This window comes from Litorisediminivivens sp. KMU-197 (genome assembly GCF_056858395.1).
The window spans coordinates 75,527-88,030 of record NZ_JBXEQG010000007.1; the positions used below are offsets into that span (position 1 = coordinate 75,527).

The window sequence follows — 12,504 nt, forward strand, 5'->3', positions numbered from 1 at the left end:
ACATTCGGGAGGAATGTATGACACTTCGTGGAAAACTCGCCGGCGCTGCGTCCGGTCTCGCAATCGCCCTGACCGCCGGCATGGCGCAGGCCGAAGTCCTGTTCTGGTCGACCCAGGCCAACCCGGTCGAGGAACAGCAGGCGATGCGCGACCAGGTGCTGTCCGGCCATGACGACGCCGTCGACTACCAGTCGAACGATCTCGGCCCCTTTCTCACCCGTTTCGACGCCGAGCTTCAGGCCGGGTCCGGCACCATCGGCCTTCTGGGCGCGCTGCACGGCAACTTCTCGGCGATGAACCCCGATGATCTTGTCGATCTGGACGATACCGGCGCGATGTCAGCCTCGGGCACGTTCAACGATCTCGCCAAGCTTGGCACCGACAGCATGCAGTACATGCCGTGGATGCAGGCGAGCTACATCATGGCGGCCAACAAGGAAGCGCTGCAGTACCTGCCCGAAGGCGCCGACATCGACGCGCTGACCTATGACCAGCTGATCGAATGGGCGGCCAATGCGCACGAAGCGGCAGGCGAGCCCAAGTTCGGCTTCCCCGCCGGTCCCAAGGGTCTGAAGCACCGCTTCTTCCAGGGTTATCTCTATCCCTCCTACACCGATGGCGTCGTGCGCACTTTCGCCTCGGACAAGGCCGTGACCGCATGGGAAAAGATGAAAGAGCTCTGGGAGCACACCAACCCGGCCTCGACCAACTTCTCGTTCATGCAGGAGCAGCTGCTGTCCGGTGACGCATGGATCGTCTTCGATCACACCTCGCGTCTGGCCAATGCCTTCAACGAGCGCCCGGATGATTTCGTCGCCTTCCCGGCACCCGCGGGCCCCGAGGGCCGTGGCTTCATGCCGGTTCTCGCCGGTGTCGCCATTCCGCGCACCGCGCCGGACATGGAGGCGTCGAAAGCACTGCTGGCGCACCTGATGAAGCCGGAAACCCAGATCGCCACGCTGAAAGCCACCAACTTCTTCCCGGTGGTCGACGTGACCCTGCCCGACGATCTGCCGCCCTCGGTCAAGGCGGCCGGTGACGCAGTCGCCAAGATGTCTGCCTCTGCCGATGCCAACCCGGGCCTGCTGCCTGCGGGCCTGGGCGAAAAGGGCGGCGACTTCAACCGCGTCTACGTCGACACCTTCGAGCGTATCGTGCTGGCGGGTCAGCCGATCGAAGCTGTCCTCGAGGATCAGAAGAAGCGCCTCGAAGCGATCATGAACGAAACCGGCGCGCCCTGCTGGGCTCCGGATGCTCCCTCCGACGGCGCCTGCCCGGTCGAGTAACCTCCCCGAAGGTGGGGCATCCCCGCCGCACCTTACATTTGTCCGGGCTTTCGGGCCCGGACACCCCAGACTTGCCCCCCCTGCCAACCATGGCGCGCGACGCGCCGGAACAAGGAGCGATTCCATGAACGCTCGGCTATTGCCTTACATGCTGATCCTGCCGGTGACGCTGTTTCTGTGCCTGTTCTTCCTTTACCCCTTCGTGCTGGTCGCCAAGCAGGCGTTCACCACCGGCGCGGGCTTCACGATGGACAACTTCCGCGAGGTCACCAGCTACTGGAAGTTCCCGATCTCGATGAAGAACACACTGCTTTTGGCTGCTGCCGTGGTTCCGATCCAGCTGGCGCTGTCGCTGCTGATGGCCACCATGGTCACCAAGATGGAAAAGGGCCGCGACCTGATCCTGTATGTCTGGACCATTCCGCTGGGCATTTCCGACCTTGCGGCGGGCCTGATCTGGCTAGCGATCTTCGAGCAGTCGGGCTTTCTCAACACCATGATGAGCGCGGTCGGCGTGGTCGACAAGCCGGTCAACCTGCTGACCTTCCAGAACCCCGGTCTCGTCTTCCTGGCGATTGCGCTGGCGGAAATCTGGCGCGCGACGGCGATCATGCTGGTGATCCTCGTGGCCGGCATCGGGCTGATCCCGAAGGAATATTACGAGGCGGCCGAAGTCTTTGGCGCATCACCCTGGAAGCGTTTCACCCGCATCACGCTGCCAATGCTGCGGCCGTCGCTGCAAACGGCGCTGGTCCTGCGCGTTATTATGGCTTTCGAGGTCTTCGCCGTGGTCGCGGCCCTTGGTGGCACACTCTTCCCGGTGCTGATGGGCGAGACCTATGCCTACCAGTTCGACCTTCTCAATAGCGGAGCCGCTGCCGCGATGGCGCTGATCATCCTCGCGATCTCGATTGCCGCGACCCTTGTCATCCTGCGCGTGCTGCGCGTCCCGAAAGGAGCCACGATATGACCCAGGCATCCATGGCGGCCCCCGTGCCCAAGCCGGAGAAGGAACCGGAGGTCGCACAGGCTGCAAACACACGCAGCGCAGGCCGCTTCCTCTATATCGCGGGCGTCATCCTGCTCTGTGCCTGGGTTCTGGTGCCGATCTACTTCCTGATGGTCAACACGCTCTCGTCGCCCGAAACCGTGAACAGCTTTCCCAAGCCGTTTTTCCCCGAGTTCGACTTCGGATCACTGCAGTTCTTCGCGGGCTTCGCTGGGATGCTGACGGCGCTGAAGAACTCGATCATCGTGGCGGCGATGACGATGGTGATGTCGATCCTGATCGGCGCACCGGCAGGATACGCCCTGTCGCGCTTCGACTTCCGCGGCAAGGAACTGTTCCGGCTTTTGATCCTGCTGACCCGGGCGTTTCCGCTACCGCTCCTGGCGCTGCCGCTTGCGGTGATGTTCATCCAGACGGGCCTCGACGACACCCAGTTCGGCCTTGCCCTCGTGCACACCACGCTGGCGATCCCGTTCGCGGTGCTGATCACCTTCTCGCTGTTCTCGGGCATCCCGCTCGAACTGGAAGAGGCCGCCTGGACGCTCGGCTGCACAAGGCTCACGGCTTTCACCAAGGTGGTGCTGCCGCTGATCCTGCCCGGCATCACGGCCTCCGCCATCTTTGCCTTCGTGATCTCGTGGAATGAGGTTTTCGCGGCAGCGGTGCTGACCATCGAGAACCGGACCCTGACCGCCTTCCTGCTGCAAAGCCTCGACACCTCGCCGCTGCATCTGAAGTTCGCGGGTGGCTTCATCCTCGTCGTGCCCGCGCTGATCTTCATCTTCGCGGTGCGCAAATACCTCTTCGCCATGTGGGGCATCGCCAACCGGTAGTCCGGCAAGCGAACCGATATAAGGAACCAATGATATGGCTGAAATCCAGATCAAGAACGTCGCCAAGAAGTTCGGAGCCTACCAGGCCCTGCACGACATCAACCTGACCATCGCAGACCAGGAGTTCATGGTGCTGCTCGGCGCCTCGGGCTGCGGCAAGACCACGCTTTTGCGGATCATCTGCGGTCTGGAAACCGCGACCGAGGGCGAAGTGTGGATCGGCGGGCGCCGTGTCGACCACCTCGCCCCCAAAGATCGGGGCATAGCGATGGTGTTCCAGAACTACGCTGTCTTCCCGCACCTGACGGTGTTCGAGAACATCGGCTTCGGTCTCAGGATGCAGAAGCTGCCCGACGATGAGGTCAAGCGCCGCGTCGAACGGGTGGCCGGGCTGATGCACATCGAGATGCTGCTGAAGCGCTACTCGGGCGAACTCTCGGGCGGCCAGCGCCAGCGTGTCGCCGTGGCCCGCGCGCTGGCAATGGAGCCCGACGTGATCCTGATGGACGAACCCCTGTCGAACCTCGACGCGCTCCTGCGGATGGAGATGCGGGCCGAATTGAAGGGCGTGCTGGCGGAATCGAAGACCACGGCCGTCTACGTCACCCACGACCAGGTCGAAGCCATGTCGATGGCCGACCGCATCAGCGTCATGCACAAGGGTGAAATCGTTCAGGCCGCCTCGCCCATCGAGGTCTACCGCAACCCGGCGGCCGAGTTCGTCGCCAGCTTCATCGGCAACCCGCCGATGAACTTCCTGCAGGCCACCTCGGCCGGCGACGGCAAGTGGAACGTTGCGGGCAAGGTCGTCGACGGCCCCCGCGCCGCCGCCAACCGCCCGCTGCAATTCGCCATCCGGCCGGAGGACATGCAGCCCGCCAACGAAGGTCTGGAGGCCAAGGTGCGCATCGTCGAACCGCTGGGCGCACACCTGTTGGTCACCTGCGACGTCGACGGCGCGATGTTCCGCGCGGTGCTCGACAGCGACATGGTCGTCAAACCCGGCGACACCCTGACCCTCGCGCCGCAAGCCGACCGCGTGCGCTGGTTCGATCCCGAAACCACCCTGGCCGTGGCGTGAGAGGCAAGACCCATGAACCATGACGAGATGATCCGGCACGCCCGCCAGGTGCTGACCGACAACGACCGCGGCACCTACACGGTGCCCACCCACGGCCTCTATCCGTTCCAGTGGAACTGGGACTCGGCCCTCAGCGCCTTGGGCTTTGCGCAATATGACGAACCCCGCGCATGGACCGAAATCGAGACCCTGATGGCACATCAATGGGACGACGGGATGGTGCCGCACATCATCTTCCACCAGCCCGACGATGGTTACTTCCCCGGACCGGAGGTCTGGGACACGGGTCGAGACGTACCGACCACCGGCATCACACAGCCGCCCGTGGCGGGCTTTGCCGTGGCCCGCATCCACAACCGCGCCCGCGACAAGGCATTGGCGACTGAGAAGGCAAAGGCACTGCTGCCCAAGATCCACGCCTGGCACCAGTGGTTCTACCGTGCCCGCGATCCGCAGGGTACCGGCCTGGTCGCCCTGCTGCACCCCTGGGAGTCGGGCCGCGACAACTCCGCCGACTGGGACGATGCCTTTGACCGGGTGCCCACCGAGGGTGTCGGCACCTTCACCCGCCGCGACACCACCCACGCCAACCCGGCGCACCGGCCCACCGACGAGCAGTACAAGCGCTACATCTGGCTGGTAAAGACCTTCCGCAGCATCGATTGGGACAACACCAAGCTGCACGATGCCTCGCCCTTCCAGGTGGTCGATCCCGGCTTTAACGCCATCCTGATCCGCTCCTGCGAGGAGGTGGCCGACCTCGCCCGCCGCCTCGGAATGAACGACATCGCGGCGGAGTCGCGCGCCATGGCCGACAAGGGGCTGGCGGCGATGGAGACGCTGTGGAACGAAGATTTCGGTCAGTACCTCTGCTACGACCGCAAGGCAGGCAAGCCGATCGAGATGCCCACGGTCGGCGGTATCCTCGCGGTCTTTGCCGGGGTCCCGAAAGCTCGCGCCGAGGCGATCAGCCGCCGCATCGCCATGCTCGCGGAGGCTTGCGAATACCTGATCCCCAGCCACGACCCGGCCCACCCCGACTTCGAGGGGCTGCGCTACTGGCGGGGCCCTGTCTGGCTGATCGTCAACTACATGGTCGCGGACGGGCTGGAGCGCGCAGGTGTGCGCGACATGATCCCGCGCATCATCGGCGACTGCCTGCGGCTGATCGAGGTCGCCGGCTTTGCCGAGTACCACGACCCCATCACCGCCGAACCCTGCGGTGGCGCCCACTTCACCTGGACCGCCGCCATGGTCATCGAGATCCTGCACACCCACGAGTTCGCCGCATGAAACGCTCCCGCATCAACGAGATCATGGCCCATGCCGACGCCATGATCCGCCACCACGGCTTCACCTTGCCGCCTTTCGCCTATTGGACGCCCAATGACTTCAAGGCCCGCAAGGACGACGCGGCCCACGTGATCGATGCCCGCTGCGGCTGGGACATCACCGACTACGGCGACGGCCGCTTCAACGAGATGGGGCTGTTTCTCTTCACCCTGCGCAACGGCCTGCTGGGCGATCTGCAAAAGGGCGGCGGCATGTGCTATGCCGAGAAACTGCTGATCTCGCGCCAGGATCAGCTTTCGCCGATGCACACCCATGTCATCAAGGCCGAGGACATCATCAACCGCGGCGGCGCGACGCTGGTGGTCGAGCTTTACGGCTCCGACGACGACGGCAACTTTGCCGAGGACCGCGGCGGCACCGTCTGGCTCGACGGAATCCGGCATGACTACGCCCCGGGCGAGAAGCTGAAGTTCGCCCCCGGCGAAAGCGTCACCCTGAGGCCCGGCGACTGGCATGCCTTCTGGGGCGAGGGCGGTGACGTGCTGATCGGCGAGGTCTCGACCGTCAACGATGACGAGACCGACAACATCTTCCGTGACCCCATCGGCCGCTTTGCAGAGATCGAGGAAGACGTGTCCCCCAAGCACCTCCTCGTCAGCGACTACAGGACATGGCTTGCCTGAGCCCTGCCCTCAAACCCCGCCGCGATCTCCCCGCGGCGGCGCACGTCCCGGAGAGGCCATGACACCGGGGCGTGCGGAAAACCGCGATGAGGAAACTGCACGATGACAGGTGTCGCAATTCCCGAAATTCAGGACCCCCGCGCCTTTCTGACGTCGCTCTTCACCGCAGCGGTGTCCCAGGCCGATCCGATGCGAGTGATCCCGCACCATCTTCCGGACCGACCCACGGGCCGTCTCGTGGTCATCGGCGCCGGCAAGGCCAGCGCCCGCATGGCCGAAGCTACCGAGGCGCATTACGGCCCCTGCGAGGGCCTCATTATCACCCGCTACGGCTATGCCCGGCCTTGTCAGGGCATCGAGATCGTCGAGGCCGCACACCCTGTGCCAGACGCGGCCGGCGAGGCGGCAACGCGGCGGCTGCTCGACCTGGTGTCGGGGCTTGGCCCCGATGACATGGTGCTGGCGCTGATCTCCGGTGGCGGTTCCGCGCTGCTCTGTGCCCCACGCGAAGGGATGACGCTCGACGACAAAATGGCAGTGAACCGCGCACTGCTGGCCTCGGGAGCGCCGATCGGCCAGATGAACGTCGTGCGCAAGCACCTGAGCCGCGTCAAGGGCGGGCAACTGGCCGCCGCCTGCCATCCGGCGGCGCTCAGGACGCTGCTGATCTCCGACGTGCCTGGCGACAATCCTGGGGATATCGCGTCGGGCCCCACCGTCGGCGTGGCAAGCACCGCGCAGGACGCGCTGGCGATCGTGCAGCAGTGGAATGTCGCCCTGCCCGGGAATGTCCGCGACGTGCTCTCCAAACCCTCTTCCGTCGTGCCTCCCGACGATCCCCGCCTTTCGCAAAGCGAAACCATCATCGCCGCCGCCCCGTCGCAATCGCTGGCGCGCGCCGCCGAACTGGCGGGCGAGGCAGGCGCCCGGGTGCAGGTGCTTGGCGACGCGCTGGAAGGCGAAGCGCGCGATGTTGCCGCGACGCAGGCCGAAATGGCGATGTCGATCCGGAAAACGCTTGCCGCAGGGGGCGCCCCGGTCCTGCTGCTCTCGGGCGGCGAATGCACCGTGACACGGCGCGGCGATGGCATCGGCGGACCGAACGCCGAGTTCGTGCTGGCGGCTGCGCTGGAGCTGAACGGCCAGCCGGGAATTCACGTCCTGGCCTGCGACACCGACGGCGTCGACGGCGCGGCAGAAGTGGCTGGTGCCTATGCCGGACCCGAGACTTTGAACCGTGCCCGAATTGGCGGCCTCGATCCGAAACGCGCGCTGGAGTGCAATGACGCCCACAGCTTCTTTCACGGCCTGGGCGATCAGATCGTGACCGGCCCGACACTGACCAACGTGAACGACTTCCGCGCATTTCTGATCATCCCACCCGGTTGAGGCGGCTATCTCAGACCGTTCTCGGCAAGAGAAACATCATCGCGGGTGATATCGTCAACCCGGGTCTTGCCTGCGAGCCCCATCGTCGTGCGGAATTCCTTCTGCAGGATTTCCAGCAGCCGCTCGATACCCGGCTGCCCCATGGCGCCACGCGCATAGATCATGGCCCGGCCCAAGAGCACGCCCGACGCGCCCATGGCGCGGGCGCAAAAGATGTCCATGCCGGTGCGCACTCCGGAATCCAGCATCAGTTCCACCCGGTCGCCCACCGCATCCGCGATCCTGGGCAGCTAGGAAATCGAACTCCCGGCGCCGTCCAGCTGCCGCCGGCCATGGTTCGACACCACGATGGTCTCGATGCCCATGTCCGCGGCGATTTTCGCGTCCTCGACATCCATGATCCCCTTGAGGATCACCGGCCCGCCCCATTCGCGACGGATCCAGTCCACGTCAACCCAGTCGAGCGCCGGGTCGACCATCTCGGCTGCCCAGGTCAGCAGGCTGGCGAGGTCTTCGACGCTCCTGGCATGGCCCACCACGTTGCCGAAGCTCACGGCAGGGCCGGTGGCGACGTCCCAGGCCCAGCGCGGGATTGGTGGAGAAGTTGATCAGGGGCTGACCAGCATGCTTAAGCGCCTCGATTGATCAGACCTCCACGACCACCTTGCCGATTGCCTTGCCGCCTTTCAGTCGCGCATAGGCTTCGCCGACATCCGGCAGGGCAAACTTCGGCTCATCCAGCAGCGGCTTGACCGCTCCGGCGTCAACCAGTTTGGCAAGGTCCGTCAGAATCGTACCGTGAGCCTCGCGCCGCACGTCATACAGCATCGGCAAAAGCATAAAGACGATGTGCAGCGACAGGCCCTTGAAATGCGCCGGGGTCAGGTCGAGGTCCAGCAGTGCGACCGTGGTGACGACCTGGGCATTGAGCGCAGCTGCCGCGAAGGAATTGGTCAGGTTTGCGCCGCCGACCGAGTCGAACACCACATCGAACCCGGTGCCGCCGGTGTGCGAGGCCACGTAGTCTTCGACCTTTTCGGCCATGAAGTCGATCGGCTTGGCGCCGAGCTTTTCGATTGCCGCCATCTGCCCGTCACCGGTGCCGGTCGAAGAGACCTCAGCGCCCAGGTGCCGCGCGAGTTGCACGGCGACATGGCCGACGCCACCTGCGCCGCCCTGCACGAGGACCTTCTGTCCCGCGCTTACACCCGCACGTTGCAGCCCTTCCCAGGCGGTGATCCCCACCAAGGGCAGACCCGCGGCCTCGCGCATGGTCAGCGACTTGGGCTTGTGGGCGATCAGCCGCACGTCGGCCAGCATGTATTCCGCCAGCGCGCCGCGGATATCGGCCAGACCGCCTGCGCAGCCATAGACCTCATCGCCCACGGCGTAGCCTGTGACGCCGTCGCCGATCTCTTCCACCACCCCGGCGAAGTCCATGCCCAGCACGGCGGGCAACGCGGGAGACAGCGGCAGGTCCTGACCAAGATCCTTGATCATCGTGTCGATGGTATTGATGCTGGTCGCCTTCACGCGGACAACGACATGTCCGGGCTTGATCTCGGGACGCGGCGTGTCGCTTTGCACGAAGGAGGCTTCGGGGCCGTATTCGGTCAGGGTCATGGTTTTCATTGGATTCTCCCGCTGAAGATTGCGTTTGACCCGAGATAGCCTGCCAAATTGCCGGAGATAATCCGCGCTGTTCTTATTTGAGTTTTCCGGTTTTGGATATAATCTGGCCACGGCCCGGTTTCAGCACGTCTGACTGTCCCGACCTGTCCCGAAGTGTCTCACCCTGAGACACATTACGCCTTCCGCGACCCCTCCCGCCGCTGAACCGTTGCTCGAAAATCGGTCAGCGCCAAAACTCCCACCAGTGTTTCAAGCGGCGACGCCGCCGCGTTCATGGGAGGAAGTCATGTCACCAACACGCGACGAACAACATTGGATGTATCGCAACATGGTCACGAGCCGCAGGTTCGAAGAGACCATTGCGAAGATTTATTTCGAAGGGAAAACGCCGGCGTTCAATATGGCTAACGGGCCGATCCCCGGCGAGATGCACCTGTCCGACGGGCAGGAGCCGGTGGCGGTGGGGGTCTGCGCGCACCTGACTCCCGAGGATGTGGTCACGGCCACCCACCGCCCCCATCACCAGGCCATCGCCAAGGGCGTCGACCTCGACAAGATGGCCGCCGAGATCTTCGGCAAGGCTTCTGGCCTATCGGGCGGGCGCGGCGGGCATATGCACCTGTTCGATGCGGATGTGAACTTTGCCTGTTCCGGCATCATCGCCCAGGGCATGGGCCCGGCAGTGGGCGCCGCGTTGAGCCGCAAGATGCAGGGCAAGCCGGGCGTGGCGGTGGCCTTTGTCGGCGAAGGCGCGGTCAACCAGGGCGGCTGGCACGAGGCGATGAACCTCGCCGCGGTCTGGAAACTGCCCTTCGTCTGCGTGATCGAGGACAACGCCTGGGGCATTTCGGTCGCCAAGGAAGCCTCCAGCGCCGTGGCCAACAACGCCGACCGCGCCGCCGCCTATGGCATCCCTGGCACGCGGGTCGAGGGCAATGATCCATTCGCGATCTACGAGGCCGCGGGCGAGGCCATTGACCGGGCGCGCCGAGGCGAAGGCCCCTCGCTGATCGAGGTCGAGACCTACCGCCTCGCCGGGCACTTCATGGGCGACGCCGAGGGCTACCGTCCCGAGGGTGAAAAGGACGGGCTGTTCAAGAAGGACCCGATCCCCGCCATGCGCGCGCGGCTTCTCAAGGACGGCGTCGCCAGCGAGGAAGACCTCGCCACCATCGAATCCGAGGCCGAGGCCCGTGTCGAAGCCGCGATCACGTTTGCCCGCGAAAGCGCGGATCCGGCTCCGGAAGATGCGCTGACCCGCGTCTTCGCGGCCTGAAGGGAGGAATACCAATGACCAAATCGAACGAGAGAAAACTGACCATCGCCCGCGCAATGGCCGAAGCCGTAGCCCAGGAAATGCGCGTCGACCCATCCGTCTTTGTGATGGGCGAGGATATCGCGGCCCTTGGCGGCGTCTATGGCAACACCCGCGGGTTGCTGGACGAATTCGGCAACGAGCGTATCCGCGACACGCCGATCTCCGAGACCGCCTTCATTGGTGCTGCCGTCGGCGCGGCGCAGGACGGGATGCGGCCGGTGGTGGAGCTGATGTTCGTAGATTTCTTTGGCGTCTGCTTCGACGCGATCTACAACCTGATGGCCAAGAACATTTACTTCTCCGGCGGCAACTTTAAGGTGCCGATGGTGCTAATGACCTCGACCGGCGGCGGCTATTCCGACGGCGGCCAGCATTCGCAATGCCTCTACGGTACCTTCGCGCATCTGCCCGGGATGAAGGTCGTTGCGCCCTCGAATGCCTATGACGCCAAGGGGCTGATGACAGCCGCAATGCGCGACGACAGCCCCGTTGTCTATATGTATCACAAGGGCTTGCAGGGCATGGGTTGGCTTGGAACCGAGGCCGGGGCGACGGTTCATGTGCCCGAGGAAAGTTACACTCTGGAAATCGGCAAGGCCAAGGTCGTGCGCGAAGGGAAAGACGTGACCATCGTCAGCCTTGGCATGGGTGTACACAACGCGCTCAAGGCGGCGAAAAAGCTCGAAGATAAAGGCGTCAGCGCCGAGGTCGTCGACCTTGTCAGCCTCGTGCCGCTGGACCGCGAGACCATCCGCGCCAGCGTTGCCAAGACCGGCAGGTTGATCGTGGTGGACGAGGATTACATGAGCTACGGCGTCTCGGGCGAGATCATCGCCTCGGTTATCGAACATGACATCTCGGTCCTCAAATCCGCCCCGAAACGTGTCGCCTTTCCGGATGTGCCGATCCCCTATGCCCGGGTGATGGAGCAGTTCTGCCTGCCCAATCCGGACAAGATCGTCGCCGCCTGGGACGACATGAAGGCCGCCTGACCCGAGACCACCACTCACGACACCCACACACCACCGGGGATACAAGGCCGCGTCCCCGGACAGAGGAGGAATTTCAATGGCTACAGATATCGTCATCCCGTCGGACCTTTGGGAAGAGGACGAAGAATGCGTCATCACGTCCTGGCTCGTCGATGACGGCGCAGGCGTCGAGGAGGGCGCGCTGGTCGCCGAGATCATGACCGCCAAGGTGCAATACGAGATCCATGCGCCCGCCTCGGGCACGCTGACGATCAAGGAAGAGGCCGATGCCGTCGTCGCCAAGGGCGCTGTGATCGGATCGGTCGAATGACCAGCGCGGCAAAAGTGGTGCCCCTGAAGGGCGTGCGCGGCATGATCGCCGACCGCATGGTCGAAAGCCTTCAGACCGCCGCGCAACTCACCCATCACGGCAGCGCGGATGCGACGGCGCTGATGGCCGAAAAGGCGCGGCTGGGCGAGGCGGGAACCAAGGTCTCGGTCGAGGATCTGCTGATGCTGGCGGTGGTGCGCGCGCTGAAAAAGACGCCGGACGCAAATGGCCGGGTCGAGGGGCGCGAGGTGAAGCTCACGCCGTCCATCGATCTTTCCGTCGCCATCGCCTTGCCCGGCAATCTGCTGGTTGCCCCGGCGATCTTTGGCGCGGAGGCAATGGATGTGACCCAGTTGCGTGCCGCCCGGCGGGACCTCGCGGCCCGGGCCAAGGTCAACAAGCTCAGCGTGACCGAGATGACCGGCGGCACCTTTACCGTCAGCAACCTCGGCCTGACGCGGGTGGAGCACTTCACCCCGATCATCAACGCGCCACAGATCTGCATCCTCGGCATCGGCCGGATGACCGACCGGGCGGTGCGCGGCGCGGATGGTGGGATCGAGCTGCGCCCCCATGTCGGCTTGTCCCTGACCTTCGATCACCGGGCGCTCGATGGCGCTCCGGCGGGCGATCTGCTGACCGCGATCTGCACCGAGATCGAAGAGATGCAGGTGTAAA

At 64.6% G+C, this 12,504-nt stretch carries 12 protein-coding genes and 1 pseudogene; 11 read left to right on the top strand and 2 right to left on the bottom strand.

Features of this window, described 5'->3' with window-relative positions; genetic code table 11:
* The first annotated feature begins 17 nt into the window (after positions 1 to 17).
* The 7 genes from AC04PT_RS15090 to AC04PT_RS15120 all read left to right on the top strand — a co-directional run bounded on the left by AC04PT_RS15090 (position 18) and on the right by AC04PT_RS15120 (position 7,574).
* Positions 18 to 1,286 carry an ABC transporter substrate-binding protein gene (locus AC04PT_RS15090; RefSeq protein ID WP_482874548.1) on the top strand — a complete coding sequence of 423 codons (1,269 nt, stop codon included), beginning with the start codon at positions 18 to 20 and terminating at the stop codon, positions 1,284 to 1,286.
* Positions 1,287 to 1,410: 124 nt separating this feature from the next.
* Complete coding sequence (locus AC04PT_RS15095; protein ID WP_482874549.1) at positions 1,411 to 2,256, top strand: carbohydrate ABC transporter permease; 846 nt, start codon at positions 1,411 to 1,413, stop codon at positions 2,254 to 2,256.
* Positions 2,253 to 3,128, top strand: a complete 876-nt coding sequence (locus tag AC04PT_RS15100; RefSeq protein ID WP_482874550.1) for a carbohydrate ABC transporter permease — start codon at positions 2,253 to 2,255, stop codon at positions 3,126 to 3,128. The genes AC04PT_RS15095 and AC04PT_RS15100 overlap by 4 nt, the downstream gene beginning before the upstream one ends.
* A gap of 34 nt (positions 3,129 to 3,162) precedes the next feature.
* Positions 3,163 to 4,209 (top strand): ABC transporter ATP-binding protein, encoded by a 1,047-nt coding sequence (locus AC04PT_RS15105; RefSeq protein ID WP_482874551.1) that lies wholly within the window; start codon positions 3,163 to 3,165, stop codon positions 4,207 to 4,209.
* Positions 4,210 to 4,221: 12 nt separating this feature from the next.
* Positions 4,222 to 5,502, top strand: a complete 1,281-nt coding sequence (locus tag AC04PT_RS15110) for an amylo-alpha-1,6-glucosidase (RefSeq protein ID WP_482874552.1) — start codon at positions 4,222 to 4,224, stop codon at positions 5,500 to 5,502.
* A complete protein-coding gene (locus tag AC04PT_RS15115) occupies positions 5,499 to 6,185 on the top strand; it encodes a D-lyxose/D-mannose family sugar isomerase (protein ID WP_482874553.1) in 687 nt (228 codons plus the stop codon). The genes AC04PT_RS15110 and AC04PT_RS15115 overlap by 4 nt, the downstream gene beginning before the upstream one ends.
* Before the next feature lie 102 nt (positions 6,186 to 6,287).
* A complete protein-coding gene (locus AC04PT_RS15120; RefSeq protein WP_482874554.1) occupies positions 6,288 to 7,574 on the top strand; it encodes a glycerate kinase type-2 family protein in 1,287 nt (428 codons plus the stop codon).
* 5 nt (positions 7,575 to 7,579) lie between these two features.
* Here AC04PT_RS15120 and AC04PT_RS15125 read toward each other — a convergent pair.
* Positions 7,580 to 8,167: pseudogene (locus AC04PT_RS15125) on the bottom strand (alpha-hydroxy acid oxidase).
* A gap of 52 nt (positions 8,168 to 8,219) precedes the next feature.
* Positions 8,220 to 9,206, bottom strand: coding sequence for a zinc-dependent alcohol dehydrogenase family protein (locus AC04PT_RS15130; protein ID WP_482874555.1), 987 nt, complete (start codon positions 9,204 to 9,206; stop codon positions 8,220 to 8,222).
* Between the two features lie 286 nt (positions 9,207 to 9,492).
* Here AC04PT_RS15130 and AC04PT_RS15135 point away from each other — a divergent pair, with 286 nt between their 5' ends.
* The 4 genes from AC04PT_RS15135 (at position 9,493) to AC04PT_RS15150 (ending at position 12,503) form a co-directional block, all read left to right on the top strand.
* Positions 9,493 to 10,482 (top strand): thiamine pyrophosphate-dependent dehydrogenase E1 component subunit alpha, encoded by a 990-nt coding sequence (locus AC04PT_RS15135; protein ID WP_482874556.1) that lies wholly within the window; start codon positions 9,493 to 9,495, stop codon positions 10,480 to 10,482.
* A 14-nt stretch (positions 10,483 to 10,496) separates the two neighbouring features.
* A complete protein-coding gene (locus AC04PT_RS15140; protein ID WP_482874557.1) occupies positions 10,497 to 11,516 on the top strand; it encodes an alpha-ketoacid dehydrogenase subunit beta in 1,020 nt (339 codons plus the stop codon).
* Between the two features lie 76 nt (positions 11,517 to 11,592).
* Positions 11,593 to 11,826 (top strand): lipoyl domain-containing protein, encoded by a 234-nt coding sequence (locus AC04PT_RS15145; RefSeq protein WP_482874558.1) that lies wholly within the window; start codon positions 11,593 to 11,595, stop codon positions 11,824 to 11,826.
* Positions 11,823 to 12,503 (top strand): 2-oxo acid dehydrogenase subunit E2, encoded by a 681-nt coding sequence (locus AC04PT_RS15150; RefSeq protein ID WP_482874559.1) that lies wholly within the window; start codon positions 11,823 to 11,825, stop codon positions 12,501 to 12,503. The genes AC04PT_RS15145 and AC04PT_RS15150 overlap by 4 nt, the downstream gene beginning before the upstream one ends.
* Position 12,504: the final 1 nt, after the last annotated feature.

Coding starts and splice junctions, on each gene's coding strand:
- AC04PT_RS15090 (WP_482874548.1), top strand. CDS start 18: ATGACACTTCGTGGAAAACTCGCCGGCGCTGCGTCCGGTCTCGCAATC.
- AC04PT_RS15095 (WP_482874549.1), top strand. CDS start 1,411: ATGAACGCTCGGCTATTGCCTTACATGCTGATCCTGCCGGTGACGCTG.
- AC04PT_RS15100 (WP_482874550.1), top strand. CDS start 2,253: ATGACCCAGGCATCCATGGCGGCCCCCGTGCCCAAGCCGGAGAAGGAA.
- AC04PT_RS15105 (WP_482874551.1), top strand. CDS start 3,163: ATGGCTGAAATCCAGATCAAGAACGTCGCCAAGAAGTTCGGAGCCTAC.
- AC04PT_RS15110 (WP_482874552.1), top strand. CDS start 4,222: ATGAACCATGACGAGATGATCCGGCACGCCCGCCAGGTGCTGACCGAC.
- AC04PT_RS15115 (WP_482874553.1), top strand. CDS start 5,499: ATGAAACGCTCCCGCATCAACGAGATCATGGCCCATGCCGACGCCATG.
- AC04PT_RS15120 (WP_482874554.1), top strand. CDS start 6,288: ATGACAGGTGTCGCAATTCCCGAAATTCAGGACCCCCGCGCCTTTCTG.
- AC04PT_RS15130 (WP_482874555.1), bottom strand. CDS start 9,206: ATGAAAACCATGACCCTGACCGAATACGGCCCCGAAGCCTCCTTCGTG.
- AC04PT_RS15135 (WP_482874556.1), top strand. CDS start 9,493: ATGTCACCAACACGCGACGAACAACATTGGATGTATCGCAACATGGTC.
- AC04PT_RS15140 (WP_482874557.1), top strand. CDS start 10,497: ATGACCAAATCGAACGAGAGAAAACTGACCATCGCCCGCGCAATGGCC.
- AC04PT_RS15145 (WP_482874558.1), top strand. CDS start 11,593: ATGGCTACAGATATCGTCATCCCGTCGGACCTTTGGGAAGAGGACGAA.
- AC04PT_RS15150 (WP_482874559.1), top strand. CDS start 11,823: ATGACCAGCGCGGCAAAAGTGGTGCCCCTGAAGGGCGTGCGCGGCATG.